At 60.5% G+C, this 17,100-nt stretch carries 13 protein-coding genes and 1 tRNA gene; 8 read left to right on the forward strand and 6 right to left on the reverse strand.

The window, feature by feature from the left end:
* Positions 1–1,061 precede the first annotated feature (1,061 nt).
* From RCAS_RS15220 to fabZ, 6 genes are all read right to left on the reverse strand, one after another.
* Positions 1,062–1,355: a hypothetical protein gene (locus tag RCAS_RS15220; protein WP_041330889.1), complete on the reverse strand. Its 294-nt coding sequence runs from the start codon at positions 1,353–1,355 to the stop codon at positions 1,062–1,064.
* Complete coding sequence (locus RCAS_RS15225) at positions 1,324–1,620, reverse strand: BrnT family toxin (protein WP_012121437.1); 297 nt, start codon at positions 1,618–1,620, stop codon at positions 1,324–1,326. Before RCAS_RS15225 ends, RCAS_RS15220 begins: the two co-directional genes overlap by 32 nt.
* A gap of 309 nt (positions 1,621–1,929) precedes the next feature.
* Complete coding sequence (locus RCAS_RS15230) at positions 1,930–3,987, reverse strand: biotin/lipoyl-containing protein (RefSeq protein ID WP_012121438.1); 2,058 nt, start codon at positions 3,985–3,987, stop codon at positions 1,930–1,932.
* An 8-nt stretch (positions 3,988–3,995) separates the two neighbouring features.
* On the reverse strand, positions 3,996–5,450 hold the full coding sequence (locus tag RCAS_RS15235; protein WP_012121439.1) for an acetyl-CoA carboxylase biotin carboxylase subunit: 1,455 nt from the start codon (positions 5,448–5,450) through the stop codon (positions 3,996–3,998).
* 511 nt (positions 5,451–5,961) lie between these two features.
* Positions 5,962–6,047 (reverse strand) — tRNA-Leu (locus RCAS_RS15240).
* A gap of 149 nt (positions 6,048–6,196) precedes the next feature.
* Positions 6,197–6,628, reverse strand: a complete 432-nt coding sequence (gene fabZ / locus RCAS_RS15245; protein WP_012121440.1) for a 3-hydroxyacyl-ACP dehydratase FabZ — start codon at positions 6,626–6,628, stop codon at positions 6,197–6,199.
* A 393-nt stretch (positions 6,629–7,021) separates the two neighbouring features.
* On the opposite strand from fabZ, the gene RCAS_RS15250 reads away from it, so the two are divergent.
* The 8 genes from RCAS_RS15250 to RCAS_RS15285 all read left to right on the forward strand — a co-directional run bounded on the left by RCAS_RS15250 (position 7,022) and on the right by RCAS_RS15285 (position 16,918).
* Positions 7,022–8,209: a glycosyltransferase family 4 protein gene (locus RCAS_RS15250; protein WP_012121441.1), complete on the forward strand. Its 1,188-nt coding sequence runs from the start codon at positions 7,022–7,024 to the stop codon at positions 8,207–8,209.
* Between the two features lie 438 nt (positions 8,210–8,647).
* On the forward strand, positions 8,648–9,748 hold the full coding sequence (locus RCAS_RS15255) for a glycosyltransferase family 4 protein (RefSeq protein WP_012121442.1): 1,101 nt from the start codon (positions 8,648–8,650) through the stop codon (positions 9,746–9,748).
* A 171-nt stretch (positions 9,749–9,919) separates the two neighbouring features.
* Positions 9,920–10,816, forward strand: a complete 897-nt coding sequence (locus RCAS_RS15260; RefSeq protein WP_012121443.1) for a sortase — start codon at positions 9,920–9,922, stop codon at positions 10,814–10,816.
* Positions 10,817–11,029: 213 nt separating this feature from the next.
* A complete protein-coding gene (recA, locus tag RCAS_RS15265; RefSeq protein ID WP_012121444.1) occupies positions 11,030–12,091 on the forward strand; it encodes a recombinase RecA in 1,062 nt (353 codons plus the stop codon).
* Between the two features lie 207 nt (positions 12,092–12,298).
* On the forward strand, positions 12,299–12,982 hold the full coding sequence (locus RCAS_RS15270) for a regulatory protein RecX (RefSeq protein WP_012121445.1): 684 nt from the start codon (positions 12,299–12,301) through the stop codon (positions 12,980–12,982).
* A gap of 19 nt (positions 12,983–13,001) precedes the next feature.
* The gene (locus RCAS_RS15275; protein WP_012121446.1) at positions 13,002–13,664 is read left to right on the forward strand and encodes an MBL fold metallo-hydrolase; all 663 of its coding nucleotides are present in this window, start codon (positions 13,002–13,004) and stop codon (positions 13,662–13,664) included.
* Positions 13,665–13,883: 219 nt separating this feature from the next.
* Positions 13,884–15,551, forward strand: a complete 1,668-nt coding sequence (locus RCAS_RS15280) for a CTP synthase (RefSeq protein ID WP_012121447.1) — start codon at positions 13,884–13,886, stop codon at positions 15,549–15,551.
* A gap of 947 nt (positions 15,552–16,498) precedes the next feature.
* On the forward strand, positions 16,499–16,918 hold the full coding sequence (locus RCAS_RS15285; protein ID WP_012121448.1) for a YccF domain-containing protein: 420 nt from the start codon (positions 16,499–16,501) through the stop codon (positions 16,916–16,918).
* Positions 16,919–17,100: the final 182 nt, after the last annotated feature.

Genomic DNA, 17,100 nt, shown 5'->3' on the forward strand with positions numbered 1-17,100 from the left:
CTTTCACATCAGCACCGACCTGGTCGAGCTGTGCGAACTCCGCCCACACTGCCCGGCAGTCGCCAGCTGAGTCATACCAATGACGATTGAAGATGCCGCCTTCGTGTCATTCCGAGCGCAGCGAGGAATCTGACCGCGCGCAGCGCGGAATCGGCGCGGGTCGCGCACGACCCCTCGCACTGCTCGGGGTGACCATGCCGGATGTGCATCGGGAATTGGTATCAGTGGTGGCAAGCGACCGCAACTGCGGGCATCCGTCCCGATCCGTGCTCATAGGACACGGATGGGCACGGGTGCGACGGATAAGCGCGGATTTGTCATACCAATGACGATGGACGATGCCGCATGCTGGTCATTCCGAGCGCAGCGACTTGTCATTCCGAGCGCAGCGACTTGTCATTCCGAGCGCAGCGACTTGTCATTCCGAGCGCAGCGCGGAATCTAAGCGGGTCGCGCACGACCCCTCGCACTGCTCGGGATGACCATATGCGTGTCATTCCGAGCGCAGCGAGGAATCTAAGCGGGTCGCGCACGACCCCTCGCACTGCTCGGGATGACCATATGCGTGTCATTCCGAGCGCAGCGAGGAATCTGACCGCGCGCAGCGCGGAATCTGCGCGGGTCGCGCCCGACCCCTCGCGCGGCTCAGGGTGACCATGCCGGAGGGTCACAGGTAATTGGTATCAGAGGGCAGAAGCCTGGAGTGTATGCGCTTACCTTCGGTCCTGGACAGAATGATTGATATTTTCTACCATTCACAGTGTTTGCACACGAGCGAATCCATCTCGCACTCTTTTCTTCGTTTAATAATGACAGATTATCTCATCCAGCGGTTGAATCGGTGAGCCGTGTACCCGATGCGCAATCCCATCCCACCCATGACGGAGACCGTCGCTGACAGGAAACGACGCCTGCGGCTGCCGGCGATTGAAGCGGTCGGCTCCATACATGTGTTGGGCGGCGGGGGTAGAGGGGAAATGAACGGGTTGGTTCACGCGACAGCTGCCTGATCTCATTCAGGACAAGCCCATCCTGAAATGATTATGCCCTGGGACTATTTATCATGAGGACTTACCCGATGCACGTTTGGTCGGGATGAGTTTAATCAATCCGCGCAGCGCGGTATTAACGGCTTCAGCATCGGGAAAGTAGGCGCGAACATCCGGATCGAGCATCACGGCTCCCTCCGGCAGGGTGTAATCACGTTCTTCCGTTGTTCCGTCGATCTTATGAACGATAATCTTATAGCCGCGCTGGTACGCCCGGTAGTGCTTGCCGCGAACACCGCCGGAAAAATCATACTCTGGCAGCATATCGTCTGTTTCATCTGGTTGTTTCGCCATCTCGTCGCTCATATTGACGGCGCTCCTTCGGCGTCGCTCGCCGACAACTAATGATCCGAATGCGCATGTCATTTTCCGTGTAGACAACCACCAGGATGCGGCCACTTGCCGACTTGCCAATATCGATGAAGCGATCTTCGACGTCGGAATGTCTGTCATCAAGAAGCGTAATGGCGTCGGGATCGCCAAACACGGTTTGGGCTTCATCAAAACTGACGCCATGCTTATTGAGATTGGCGACAGATTTGGCTTCGTCCCATTCAAAGCGCAGGCTCATTTGCTCCCATCTCGACGTGCATGGCGGCTAACATCAGCGTACCACAGGAGAAAAGGTTTTTCAAACGGGCGAACAGGCAGACATGATCCGGCTTACCATCCGGTCCGATGCCGATGCAGCGCAGGGTGCTGCGTTCAGTCGAGGCGGCAATCAGTCCCTCGAGTGTTTAGTCTGGAGCATCGCCGTTCTGTGCGTCAATGCAGCATCCTCCGCTGTTCTCGGTGGCGCAGCGGAGCGTTTTGGTCGCCTATGGCTTCAGTCCAAAGTCCGCCACATCGGTCTGCACTTCGGCTTCCGAGATAGAACGCATCAGGCGTTCTTCTCGAGCACGAAGAGCAACTGTCCTTCCTTGACGACATCGTTCAGCTTGATGCAGACCTCGGCAATCCGTCCGCTAAAGGGGGCGAGAATAGCGTGCTCCATCTTCATTGCCTCGAGGTTCGCCACCTCCTCGCCTTTGTGAACAACATCGCCGACGTGGATCGGGCCGCGCTGCGGGTTCCCGATCCGCCATACATTGCCGTTGATCGGAGCGCCGATTTCATTGGGACCCTTCGCCATCCGTATCTCCGCCTTCCTGGCACGCGGCGTCGCCACGGGGTACACCCGGGTCACATTGTTGACCTTCAGCACCACGTGGATAACGCCCTCGTGTTCAGCGCCAACCGATACCAGTTCGATACAGTATGGCTTGCCATCGAGCTCGAAATCGACTTTATCGCCGCTGCGTCGCAGCCCGTTGCGCCAGACATCGGTCGGCAACACCAGGGGCGCCATGCCGTAGCGCTCGCGGAACTCGATGAAACTGAGGGCATCTTTGGGATGCATCAGGTAGAGAATGAACTCCTCCTCGGTCGGTGCGCGCCCGATGGCTTCGCTCAAGGTCTGGCGCAGCCTGTCGAGATCATCGTCCTTGAGCGTATCGAGGGGCGAGCGATCGGTACGCCCCTGGATCTTCGCCTGCCACTCGTCGCCAAAGGCGCTCTGGTAGACCCAGTCGGCCGGCCAGCCGACCGGCAGCCTGCCGTAGCCGCCCACCAGCAGGTTCTTAAAATCACCGGACGCATTGCGGAAGAGTTGAAGTAACTCCTCGCGCTCCTCCTCGCTCATAGCCTCGATATCCTGCCCTTTCTCCTCGACGAACTTGCTGAGCAGCGCAATAAGCCGTCGGACGCCGCTCTCACCCTGCTCCTTCGCATAGCGGTTGACGATCCCGCTACACGTCACCCAGGTAATCTGCGAACCTGGCGTGACATCGAAGTAGCGCACGATCTGGTTATAGAGAGCCATGACACGCAGGATCGCCGGCATGAGATGCAGGAAGCCCCCCTTCTCAGCCTGCTCGAACGAACTCGGGAAGGCGCCGCCAGGCATCCGGTGTTTGGTCACACCGTGATCGTACCCCTTGAACGGCGACTCGGCCCACTCATAGTGCCCGATCCACTCGCGCACCTGCTGATTGGTCTGCTCGGCAGCCATTCGGTTGAGATGCACATGGATGCCACCCTCCTCAAAGTAAGCCTGCACTCCAAGGATGGGCGGGTGCCCGTAGAAGCGCACCAGGGCATCCTCCTGGACATCGACGATCTTGGCGCCAGACTGGGCGGCGGCGAACAGCGCCGGGATTGCCAACCCATCGGTGATGTGGCGGTGGTAGTGGATCAGCAAATCGGGGTAGTGCTCCTTGATCGTCGTCACCAACTGGCTGATGCGCGCCGGATTGCCGACGCCGGCCATATCCTTGATGCAGAGAATGATCTCATCGACGCCGCCGGCAAGGGCAACAATCTCGCGCACCACACCTAGGTAGTACGCATCGGTCGCCCAATCGGCCACGGTAAACGAGATCGCTGGCTCGAACAGGCGTCCGCGCTTCATCACCACTTCGGCTACCGCGCGCATATTGCGCACATCGTTGAGGAACGAAAAACAGCGCCAGACATCAATATCCACCTGTGCAACGGCATACTCGATGACATTCCTGGGGTAGGGGCGGTAGCCCCACAGGTTCGTCTCACGGACCAGGGTCTGAAGCAGGACGTTGGGCATTAACCGGCGCAGAATCTGGATCTCTTCAAATGGGCTTTCGCGGCGATTCATGATCCCGACGTGCCAGCGCGCTCCACCGTGACACTCGGCGCTGAACAGTCCCATCCGGTTATACAGCGGCGCCAGCGTCTTCAGATCGTAGATCCGGTGGCGGTTTTTAAAGTCGGACTGCCCGGCGTCACGCATGCTCACCGACGTCAGGCAGACACCCTTCAGGTTGCGCACAGCCTGAACAATCTCGCGCGCGGTCATACCCGGACGAACGAACACGTCATCGTCCTGAACGCTGGCGACCTGGGATGCATGGCCGGTTTCCATGGTTCACCTCACATCCAACTCTGCGGACCCAGAGCGGAGATCTCAGCCACATACTGGGCGACCCGGAGCATCTCGTCCTCGCCGGTACGCTCACGGAAGCCGGAGACAAGCTCCGGCAGGTGTTGCTCGATGAACTTGGTCGAAAAGTCGCCGGCGATGAACTTGGGGTGTCTGATGATACTCAGCAGCAAGGGCGCGAGGGTCTTGATCCCCTCGATCCGCAGGTCGCCGGTGAGCGCCCGATCCATCACCCGCAGCGCATCAGCCCGGTCGGCGCCCGACGTCATCAGCAGCATGAAGAGCGAGTCGTAATAGGGCGGGATGTCCTCCCCTTCGGCGGCGCCGAGCAGGACGCGCACGTTGGGTCCCAATGGGGTGCGCAGACGGGTAATTTTGCCGAACGAGGGAGCGAAGGTCTTGGGATCCTCGGCGTTCAGGCGCACCTCAAGAGCGCAGCGGTTGGGGACGACATCGAGTTGCTTGATCGGCAAGGGCTTGCCCTCGGCAACGTCCAGCATAATGCTGACGATATCGAGACCGGTGATGAGTTCGGTGATGCCATGCTCGACCTGGAGTCGCGTATTGACCTCGAGGAAGTAGAAACTCTGGGTTGCGGGGTCGAAGAGGAACTCCACGGTGCCAGCCGAGGTGTAGCCTATTCGGCGCATCAGGCGCGCCGCAGTAACGCAGATTTCCTGGCGCAGGTCATTTTCGAGGGTCGAGGGCGCTTCCTCGATAATCTTCTGGTTGCGCCGTTGGAGCGTGCATTCGCGCTCGAACAGGTGAACGACGTGACGGTGTTCATCAGCCACCACCTGCACCTCAATATGCCGACCATGCTCAATATACTTCTCAACGAGGACCGTATCGTCGCCGAAGGCTTTCTTCGCTTCTGAACGGGCCTGGGCGAGCGCGACGGGGATTTGATCGGGCGTGTCGACTCTGACCATTCCCTTGCCGCCTCCACCCGAAGCCGCCTTGATCATAATCGGAAAGGCGATATCCTGGTCGCGCATCCAGTCAGTTATCTGCCCGGCGCTGGTGACATTCTCTATTCCGGGGATAGTCGGCACATTCGAGCGCCTGGCAATCTCCTTTGCCTGAATCTTATCGCCCATCATCCGAATAACGTCCGGTTGGGGTCCGATCCAGATCAGTCCAGCATCGATGACCTTTTGGGCAAAGTCGGCATTCTCCGCCAGAAACCCCCAACCGGGATGGATAGCGTTCGATCCGCTGGCCAGCGCGGCCTCGATGATCCGATCTCCGTTCAGGTATGAGTTAATCGGTGGCGCATCGCCAATATGAATGGCGGTATCCGCCATAAAGACGTGGTACGCGAGGCGATCAGGCGTGCTGTATACCGCAGTCGTGGGGATCTTCCGGTCACGGCAGGTGTGCATAATCCTCACTGCCGGAACGCCACGGTTCGCTACAAGGACTTTGTGGATGGTGCGCTGCATACGGTCCTGCTTTCTGCGTGGTGCTGCCGGACAAGGTTTACACCTGAGTGACGATCTGGAAGGGCGCCGGGAAGTTGCACCTCCGCCCAAACGGAGAGTCTGCGCAGTACAATCAGGTCTTAACGTGAAGACTCACCGCAAGTATAGCATGGAAACACTGAAGGAACGCAGAGAGGCATACCACCGACTCATCGCTGCGCTGAACGCGGCTGGCATGGGGGCTCCGTCGGGCGCTGCGGTTCCCCGGCTCTCGCCGACGCTGGCCAGCCTGCGGATCGCCCCCAACAGGCGCGACCTGAACCCAGGTTGACGCCTGCCGCCCCTCGACCTGGCGACGGCGCCGGCACGCCGCCTCAGTGGGGAAGGATTTCCGTGCAACGCACGATCCGCCGCGTGGCAGATGGCGACAGACAGCCGTGAACACCTGCCGATACGCTGAATCTGGCGCCATAAGATGCCACAGCCCCGATCCTTTCAAACGGGACTGTGGTGTCTTGAGCCTTTCTGATGTTGGTGCCGGAGACGGGACTCGAACCCGTACGGGGTTGCCCCCATCGGTTTTTAAGACCGAAGCGTCTGCCATTCCGCCACTCCGGCGCTGTGTGATCTATCTTAACATACACGGGCAAGGGGGTTCAACTCTTGTTCAGGGGTTAGGGGTTAGGGGTCAGGAACCAACCTGCCACCTTCGCACCTTGTGCGGGCGCGGCGCCGCCGCGCCCCTACGACAGGCCGCCTTCCCACGCTCAACGTTCAACATGCAACGCAAACATTAACTCCCCCTCGCACACCACCTGCCCGTCCACGGTCGCAACCCCCGTCCCCTTACCGATGCCGCGCCGCATTTTGTCGAACCGCACCTCCAGACGCAGGGTATCACCGGGATAGACCGGCTTGCGGAAGCGCACGCCATCAATCCCGGCGAAAAATGCGATCTTCCCCCGGTTCTCCGGCAGACTCAACGCCGCCACTGCACCGGTCTGCGCCAGCGCCTCGACAATCAGCACTCCCGGCATGATCGGATGGGCGGGGAAGTGCCCCTGAAAGAATGGCTCGTTGATCGTCACCAACTTCTCGCCGACCGCGCGCTGCCCCGGTTCGAGTTCGAGAATGCGGTCGATCAACAGGAAGGGGTAACGGTGCGGAATGATTGCCATGATTTCCTGGATGTTCAGCATATGCGGCGCCCTTTCAGCCTGCACAACTGTTGCAATCTGCCGCAGTATACCAGAAACGGAGGTTTGGGCATAAATTGTCAGACGGCTTTCCACCATTGCGATCCTTGCACTTGCGGTGCGCACCATCGAACTGCGTCCTCAACAAGGGCTAATGACCGTTCAAAAACCCATCCGGCAGACCTGCGCCGCCGGGCGCGCGTCCTCTGAGCAGCGGGCTAAAGCCCTCGCTCAGCACATGAAAGCCCCGCAGGGGCTTCCCCCTCCACAGCCAGGGCTTCTGCCCGCAGCGCGACACTTCACCCGCATCAAGATCTCGTGCTCGTCACTCAGCACTTGTCACTCGTATATAATGCGCGCCTGAAAGAGTCTCTTCGCTGCAAAAAACAGACGATCATGCACCTCGCCATCAATGGCATGTTCTGGTCACAACCGACAGTCGGCAGCGGGCAGTACCTGCGCATGCTGGTACACGCCCTGCCTGCCGTTGCGCGGAATATTCGGCTGACGCTGCTGCTGCCCGCGTATCGCGCGGTCACTGAACCACTCCCGCCGGACATTCAAGCAGTGCATGTGCAGACACCATTCGATGGGCGCAGCGAAAACCTGGCGAAGGTCTGGTTCGAGCAGGTCGCCGTCCCGCTCGCGGCGGCGCGCCTGCACGCCGATCTGCTCCACGTTCCCTATTTTGCGCCGCCGCTCGTTGCGCCGCTGCCAGCGGTCGTCACCATTCTCGACATCATCCCGCTCATTCTGCCGGAGTATCGCGGCAGTACGGCGGTTCGCCTCTATGTGCGCCTGGTGGCGCGCGCCGCGCGGCAGACAACGCAGATTATCGCTATTTCGCAGCATAGCGCCGGGGACATCATTCACCACCTGGGCTGCTGCGCGGCGCGCGTGACGGTGACGCCGCTCGCGGCTGGCGCACAGTTCCACCCCCGCGACCGCGCGTGCGCCGAACGAGAAGTTGCAGCGCGCTATGGCGTAACGCCACCGTTCGTCTACTATGTCGGTGGGCTGGACGCGCGCAAGAACCTGGCAACCCTCGTACACGCATTTGCACGTATGCGCTACGCCGGAGGACCACCCGCCACACTGGTGATTGCCGGACGCGCGCCTGGCAGCGATCCGCGCATGTTCCCCGACCTGGATGCAATGATTGCATCCGCTGGCGCAGACTCGTTCGTGAGACGCATCGACGTGCCTTACGAAGACGCGCCACTGCTCTATTCCGCCGCCACAGTGTTTGCCTTTCCGTCGCGGTACGAAGGGTTTGGACTGCCGCCGCTCGAAGCCATGGCGTGCGGTGCGCCGGTGATCGTCGCCGACGCAACCAGCCTTCCCGAGGTCGTTGGTGAGGCGGCGCTGCGGGTCCCGCCCGACGATACACCCGGCTGGATCACGGCGCTCTGGCGCGTGCTGGCGGACGACACGCTGCGCGCCGATCTCTCCCGACGCGGGCTGGAGCGCGCGACCTGTTTTCGACCCGAACGCCTTGCGCGCGAAACGCTGGCGGTGTATGAACGCGCCCTGAACTCAGGCGGATGTCGTATTGCTCACAATGACAGAACGACATCGGTGTGACATCACGGCTGCATATCCTGGCGTCTTTATGCCGGCCTTTACCAATTCCCTGTGACCATCCGGCATGGTCACCCCGAGCCGCGCGAGGGGTCGTGCGCGACCCGCGCCGATTCCTCGCTGCGTTTACCCTGAGCGAAGCGAAGGGCTCGGAATGCCAAGAATGCGGCATCGTCAATCGTCATTGGTATTTCCAGGGAACACGCAAGTGGAAGCGCTTTCACCACGAAACGAGCCTGGCTGACGGCAGGCGCGCGGATGCTCACAACCGGCCTCGCCGATGCGGGGCTTCGTGTGCGCGACACGGGCATGCCTGCCCGCGCGCATGAACGGCGTTCTGATGGAGCACGTGCCCGCCAGGAATGAGGGCGAGAGAACGCAGTGCGATATGCGAGTCACGAAGAACCCTCTGCGAGAGAAGAGCATAGGATAAGGGTTGCCATGCGCATCTTGATGCTTTCCAAAGCGCTGGTCAACGGCGCATACCAGAAGAAGTGCGAAGAATTGGCAGCATTGCCAGACGTTGAACTGATCGTCGCCGTGCCACCTGCCTGGCGTGAACCGCGTGTCGGCGTCATTCCGCTCGAACGGCGCTTCACCCGCGGCTATCGCCTTGTCACGCTGCCGATTGTACTCAACGGTCGCCACCATCTCCACTTCTACCCCACGTTCAGCCGGTTGGTGCGCCAGGTGCGCCCCGATATTCTGCACGCCGATGAAGAATCGTTCAATCTGGCGACATTTCTGGCACTCCGCGCTGGCGTACAGCACGGCGCGCGCTGCTGCTTCTACAACTACGCCAATATCGACCGCTACTACCCGCCGCCGTTCAACCTGTTCGAACGCTACGCCTTTCGGCACGCCGCTCACGCCTTCGCATGCAGCGCAGAGGCGGAAGCGATCATGCGTCGCCACGGCTACGCCGGACCGCTCACCATCCTGCCGCAGTTTGGCGTCGATCCCGATCTGTACGCTCCGGCGCAGCGCGACCGCTCGAACGCGGCGACGATTGTCGGGTACATCGGGCGTCTGGTGCCGGAAAAGGGAGTGCTCGACCTGGTGGAAGCCGTGGCGCGTGTGCCGTCGGTGCGCCTGCGGCTGATCGGCGACGGCGCGCTACGTCCGTTCATCGAGGCGCGGATCGCTGCACTCGACATTGGCGAGCGCATCGAACTCCACCCCGCCATCCCATCGACCCGCGTTCCCGATGAACTGCGCCGTCTCGACGCGCTCGTGTTGCCCTCACACACAACGCGCACTTGGAAGGAACAGTTCGGGCGCATCCTGATTGAAGCCATGAGCTGCGCAGTTCCGGTCATCGGCTCCTCATCGGCTGCCATCCCCGACGTCATCGGCGACGCCGGGATCATCTATCCCGAAGGCGACATTGCCGCACTCGCAGGAGCATTGCGACGGGTAGCGGACGATCCGGCGCTGCGCAACGACCTCGGACGGCGCGGACGGGAACGTGTGCTGGCGCAGTTCACGCAGGCGGCGATTGCCCGTGCGTATCATGACGCATATCGTTCGATGCTGAATTGAGATCCACAAACCGGTGCGCGTGCGTTATACTACAGAGGAACAATCGCGCGACGATGGCATCGTCCGTAAGGAGCAGCGCCACAGGCGCCGGTGCGTCACATCGGGACATTGTGCGCCTTCATAGCCCATAGATCCTGCCACAGGGCAACAGGTGAACGTTTCGATAACAGCATGAAGCATATTGCTCGCAACAACCGCATCTCCCTGCAAACCCCGCCGAAGATTCGGGGTCTGTCGCTCTTGCGGCGCGCATCCGGTCGAAATGCCGTGCCGACGACATTCCGCGAAAAACTCTTCTGGACCCTGGGCAATCTGCTGATGCTGATCGGCGCCATTCTCCTGGCGTATGTCGGCGGCATCTACGCACAGGCCGATTTCAACCGCTATGCCGCGCGTGGCGATACCGACGTGCCGCCGCCTGCGCCCGTCGCGGCGCCACGCGCTCCCGATGCAGAACCGGCGCCCTTCGTCGCGCCGCAGCCCTTCGTCGCGCCACGCCTCAACACCGTTGAGGGGCGCATCATCAGCGACGTGCCGGACATCGTCAGGTCCGCTATCCCGTCGCAGATTTCACGCATCATTATTCCGAGTATCGGCGTCGACTCGAAAGTCGTCGAGGTCGGCTGGGAAGTCAAGGAACAGAACGGAACGCAGGTCGCAGTCTGGCAGGTCGCCGAGTACGCCGTTGGTCACCATCGAGGCTCTGCCAACCCTGGCGAAGGGAGCAACATCGTGCTTGCCGGTCATGTTGGCGGGTACGGCAAAGTTTTCAAAGACCTGATTAACGTCAGGGAGGGCGACCCGATCATCCTCTTCGCTGGCGGACGGCAGCACCTCTACGTGGTGCGTGAGCAGGTTCTGGTGCACGAAGAAGGGGTCTCACCCGAACAACAGGCAATGAATGCCCTCTACATCGCTCCAACGAGTGAAGAGATGGTGACGCTCATCACCTGCTGGCCCGACCGCGGACCGGACAAGTTCAAGTACCGCATCATCGTGCGCGCCACACCCTACGGCGCCGACACCGATACCCCGACCACCAACGCCGATGGTTGGACGGTGCGCTGATGTGCATCCATATCACCGGTTCCAGCACAAAATCGGCGGCGGTGTAAGACTTTGGGAAGAGATCAGACGAACCAAATAGCCCACTTGTGCGAAAAGAACCTTCGTGCTATAATGCCCCCATCATCCGTGGCGCCGCTTTGACAGCGCAGGCGCGATCAGGTAGAGTCGTAAGGAGCAGCACGAGTGAGCACACTCAATGGAGGAGCGCAGGTCATGGCCCTCTCCCCGGAGAAAGAAAAGGCTCTGGCAGCCGCTATGAGCCAGATCGACCGCAAGTACGGCAAGGGTTCGATCATGCGGATGGGCGAAGCCAGTTCCAAACTGGCAATCGAAGTCATCCCCACCGGGTCGATTGCGCTCGACATCGCGCTCGGCGTCGGCGGCGTGCCGCGTGGTCGAGTCGTCGAAATCTATGGTCCTGAGTCCAGCGGGAAAACGACCCTGGCACAACACATCATTGCCGAAGCGCAGAAGATGGGCGGCGTCGCTGCATTCATCGACGCCGAGCATGCGTTCGATCCGGTGTATGCGAAGCGCTGCGGCGTCGATGTCGATAATCTGCTCGTCTCCCAGCCGGACTACGGCGAGCAGGCGCTCGAAATCTGCGAGACGCTGGTGCGTTCGAATGCCGTAGATGTCGTGGTGGTCGACTCGGTCGCCGCGCTGGTACCGCGCGCCGAGATCGAAGGCGACATGGGCGACTCGCTGCCCGGTTTGCAGGCGCGCCTGATGAGCCAGGCGCTGCGCAAACTGTCCGGCGCCATCAGCAAATCGCGCGTCGTCGTCATCTTTCTCAATCAGTTGCGCCTGAAGATCGGCGTCATGTTCGGCTCGCCGGAAACGACGACCGGCGGGCAGGCGCTCAAGTTCTACGCCTCGGTGCGCATGGATATCCGCCGTATCGAGACGCTCAAGAATGGCCAGGAGACGATTGGCAGCCGCACGCGGGTCAAGGTGGTGAAGAACAAGGTCGCGCCTCCCTTCCGCCAGGCGGAGTTCGACATTATGCACAACGAAGGTATCTCGCGCGCCGGTAACATTCTCGATGTCGGCGTCGAACTCGATATTATCCGTAAGAGCGGCGCGTGGTTCTACCTGGGTGAAGACCGCCTCGGGCAGGGGCGTGAGAATGCCAAGCAGTTCCTGAACGAAAATCCGGCGCTGGCGGATGAGATCGAGCGCCTGATCCGCGCTCACGCGATGGCTGCACCCATCTCGATCGCGGCTTCGAAAGCTGATGATGTCGTAGATGATGCAGGGTTGTTTGAGGAGTAGGAGATTGGCTGGATAATCGATGGCAGGCGTCATGGCGCGCGCAGCGCACCCATCTTCCTGCTGTACCGTGGACTTCAGAAGCATGGACGGCATGCTCGCCACCATCGCTGCGAGTGCGGGCAGTCTCCCTGTCGCCAGCAGCGCAGGCGACACCTCTGTACACTCTGACAAACCGGTTGGTTATCTGCTTTCGAGGCATCAGATCATATGCCAGAAGGGGTTATTACCGCGCTGCGTGTCCAGGAACACGATACGCAGCGCGTCAACATCTATATCGATCATGCATTTGCGCTTGGGGTCAGCCTTGCGACGGTTGTGCGTGAACGGTTGTACGTCGGCATGCATCTCGATGCTGCGACCTGCGCTCGCATTGAGGCGACCGAGATTGTCGAGCGTGCCGTGCAGATTGCGCTGCGCGCCATTGAGTCCCGCCCACGCTCGGTGGCTGAAATCCGCGACCGCCTGCACCGTAAGGGTTTTGCGCCTGAGACGATTGATGCTGCGGTTGAACGGCTGCACACGAGCGGGTTGCTCGACGATGCCGCCTTTGCGCACTTCTGGATCGAGAACCGGCAGATGTGCCGACCGCGTGGACGCCACGCCCTCGCCGATGAATTGCGCCGCAAGGGAGTGAGCGCCGAACTCGTGGCCAGCGCACTAAACGCGACGCTGACCGACAATGAAACGGCGCGCGCCGAAACGCTGGCGCGCGCGGCAATGCGGCGTTACGCCAGCGTCGCCGACTACCAGACGTTTCTTCGCCGACTCGGCGGCTACCTGCAACGCCGTGGCTTCAGTGCCGAAACAATCCTTCCGATTGTCGAACGCCTCTGGCGTGAACGTGGCGGCGACTCGGAAGTCGTTGACCGATCGCTCCTTGCGGAGCAGTAACCCCAATCAGAGCATATCTATGGCTGATATTCAATACCTTGGACATTCATGCTTCCGCCTCCGCGGACGCGATGGCATCGTGCTGACCGATCCGTATGACCGTTCGGTGGGGCGTGATCTTGGTCGCCCCACCGCTCATATCGTGACCGTCAGCCACCACCATCCCGACCACGACAACGTCGTCGCTGTGCGCCCGGCGCGCGACCGCGTCACGGTGATCGACGGTCCGGGTGAGTACGAGGTCGGCGGCATCCTGATCACCGGCGTGCGCACGTTCCACGATAAGCAGAAAGGCGCCAGACTCGGGCGAAACACGGTGTATGTCATTCACCTCGATGATATTGTTTTCTGTCACCTTGGCGACCTGGCGCACGAATTGACGGCGCAGCAACTCGAAGAGATCGGGAGCGTCGATGTGCTGTTCGTGCCGGTCGGTGGAGGTGAAACGATCGGACCGGCAGAGGCGGCATCGGTGATCAGTCAGATTGAGCCACGCGTTGTGATCCCAATGCACTACGCAAGCGAAGGGCAATCCGCCATGGATCTGGCGCCGCTCGACCGCTTCCTTCACGAACTCGGCATCAAGGAGTATGTCCCGGAAGAACGGCTATCGCTCAATGCAGGCAATCTTCCAGGAGATGGCGAACAAACCCGCATCGTCGTGATGCGAACCGCTGTTTGAACAACTGATGAAGATTGTGCTATAATGCGCGGAGTATGGTCGATATATCCGGAATGGACAGGCACACGTGTTGGTCTCAACGGTACACAGGGTCGCCGGTTCGATACGAGTCTCTTGAGGGGAAGGCAGCACCGCCTTCCCCTCGATCTATTTTCCCGCAGGATCACCGTTTTATAAACCGGAACGCAGATCGCGCGAACAACCGGGAGCAGTAGATTCATGGCAAAGTATATTTTCGTGACCGGCGGAGTCGCATCATCCGTCGGCAAAGGCATTACGGTCGCATCGATCGGTCGTCTGCTGAAGGCGCGTGGCGTGCGTGTTTCGGTCCAGAAACTCGACCCCTACATTAATGTCGATCCGGGCACGATGTCGCCCTACCAGCATGGCGAAGTGTTTGTCACCGAAGATGGCGCCGAAACCGATCTCGACCTTGGGCATTATGAGCGTTTCATCGATGTAAACCTGACCCGCCTGAGCAATGTGACGACCGGACAGATCTATTCGGCGGTCATTCAGAAGGAACGTCGAGGGGATTATCTCGGCGGTACGATTCAGGTGATCCCCCACATCACGAATGAGATTAAGGCGCGGATTGCCGCCGTTGCACGCCAGACGGGAGCAGAGGTGGTGATTGTCGAAATCGGCGGAACCGTGGGCGACATCGAGGGATTGCCGTTCCTGGAAGCCATCCGCCAGATGCGCAAGGATGTCGGACGCGATAATGTGCTCTATATTCACGTCACCTTGCTGCCGCACATCGGCGCCACCGGTGAGGTCAAGACCAAACCAACGCAGCACTCGGTCATGGAGTTGCGCCGCGTCGGTATTACGGCGGATGTGATTGTGTGCCGCTCCGACTATCCGATTGCCGATGAGATCCGCGATAAGATCGCGCTCTTTGCCGATGTCGATGTCGAAGCAGTGGTGCCGTTGCACACGGTCGAGTCGATCTACGAAGTGCCGTTGGTGCTGGAAGAAGCCGGTCTTGGCAATTACCTGACGTTGCGCCTGGGACTCGGCGTGCGCGAGCCGAACCTCGACGACTGGCGCGATCTGGTGGCGCGCATCAAAGCACCCAAACGTAAACTTGCCATTGCATTGGTTGGGAAGTACGTCGAACTCCACGATGCGTACATCAGCGTCGTCGAGGCGCTGCGACACGCCGGATTGCACCAGGGGGTCGATGTCGATATCCGCTGGATTTCGTCCGAACAGATCGAAGAAGAAGGATGCGAGCCGCTGCTCCGCGATGTCTATGGCATCGTCGTGCCTGGCGGCTTTGGCGACCGTGGCATCGAGGGGAAGATCGCAGCCGCCGGGTATGCGCGCGAGCATGGCGTTCCATACCTGGGGCTTTGCCTGGGAATGCAGGTGGCCACCATCTCGTTCGCGCGGCATGTTATTGGGGCGGAGAGCAGAGCCAACAGCACGGAGTTCGACCTGCACACGCCACATCCGGTAATCGACTTCATGCCGGATCAACTCGATATTACCGATAAGGGCGGAACGATGCGACTCGGTGGGTATCCGTGCCGATTGCTTCCTGGCACGCGCGCTCACGCGGCCTATGGCGTCGATCAGGTGGTTGAACGCCACCGCCACCGCTTCGAGTTCAACAATAAGTACCGCCGCCTGCTCGAGTCGGCAGGTCTGGTCGTCAGCGGGCAATCGCCCGATGGCCGCCTGGTCGAGATTATCGAACTGCGCGACCATCCGTGGTACGTCGGCGTCCAGTTTCATCCGGAGTTTCGGTCGCGCCCGGAACGGCCACATCCTCTGTTCCGCGATTTCATCGCCGCCGCCGCCCAAACCTTCCGCGAAGGCGATCAGCGCCCGTTGCCGCTCGAGCAGAACGGAACCGTGGGTGCCGCGGTTAAAGCATAGATGCGCATTGTCGGGACGGTGTGTTGCACTGTCCCACACACGCATGTGCTTGTCCGCTTCGCTCTTCGCCGACCGCTCGAACGATCACCGATGTCGACCGGAATGTCGCCCCACTGCCGCGCGGTAAACAGCGCGCGGGCATTCTCCACGCCGATGCCTCCTGCACGGCACAGGTCGTCAGACGAAAAGCGGCGGCATAGACATTCATCGAGTGTGCAAACGCTGTCGAAGGGGAACGCATCATTGCAACAACCGGTACACGGTTCCATCGTTGCTGCGGAAGAATTGAAGCGCGCTTTCTGCGGTCAGGCGACTGTCGTCGAAGGGGAACGCATCATTGCAACAACCGGTACACGGTTCCATCGTTGCTGCGGAAGAATTGAAGCGCGCTTTCTACGGTCAGGCGACTGTCGATGAGGTCATTTACCAATGACGATTGACGATGCCGCATGCTGGTCATTCCGAGCCCTTCGCTTCGCTCAGGGTAAACGCAGCGAGGAATCGGCGCGGGTCACGCACGACCCCTCGCGCGGCTCGGGGTGACCATGCCGGATGGTCACAGGGAATTGGTAATTGACAGAGCTATTGCGTGTGCTCGACCATGCACCCCGGCTGCGCTCCTCGTCAACGTGCGATCCAGCACCTGTTCTCTGGAAATCGCACCGGCGCAGATCCAACAGACAACGAAGCGGCGGTGCTCAAAGCACCCTCCCGTCCCGCGCACTGTTCCCCGGCAGGAGCCACACCTGGCACTGCAACATCTCCCCGCTGCCAGCGTATTACTATCAGGCGCCAGGCGCGAGACGAGTGGTAAAAGAGCGTCCGTTCGGTGTGTCTGGTGAACAGTATGAATACACTGCAACAGGTACACGGCACGCAGTGAAGGGCACAAGAATGCACACCTGTGCGCGGAGCCGCGACTCGTCCTGACTGTAAGGAGACAAGCCATGCAGAATCAACCTGTGGTTATCGCGCAGCGCAGCGGACCCAGCCTGCTGATCCGCGCGCTCTACTTCATCGTCTTTGGATTGTGGTTCAGCAGCATCTGGACGGCCATCGCATGGGTGTTGTGCGTCACAATTATCGGTCTGCCGCTGGGTTTGTGGATGTTGAACCGGCTGCCGCAGGTTGTGACCCTGGCGCCGCAGCGTAGTGATCTGGTGATTGCCAATGGACGCGCCTACTACGCCGATACACCACAACGACCGTTTCTCCTGCGCGCCATCTGGTTTATGTTCGTCGGTTGGTGGCTGAGCGCGCTGTGGCTGGCGCTCGCCTGGGCATTGTGCGCTTCCATTATCGGCATGGTCATTGCCTTCTGGATGTTCGACCGTGTGCCGGCGATCATCACCCTGGCGCGCCACTGATCTATCGCCTGACGAAACGTGGAGCACGACCCTGCGTGGAAAGGTAAGAGGTGAACCTTCTGGCGCTACGGCAGGCGTTCCGGGGTGCTGCGGTTCTCCTCATTGTCACAGTAGCGGCAGGGGGACGAACATCTGGCAGGTCATACGGCAGCGCCTTCCGTGCTCCCCCGTTCCATCCCCAC

It is taken from the genome of Roseiflexus castenholzii DSM 13941 (assembly GCF_000017805.1).
GTDB classification, from domain to species: domain Bacteria; phylum Chloroflexota; class Chloroflexia; order Chloroflexales; family Roseiflexaceae; genus Roseiflexus; species Roseiflexus castenholzii.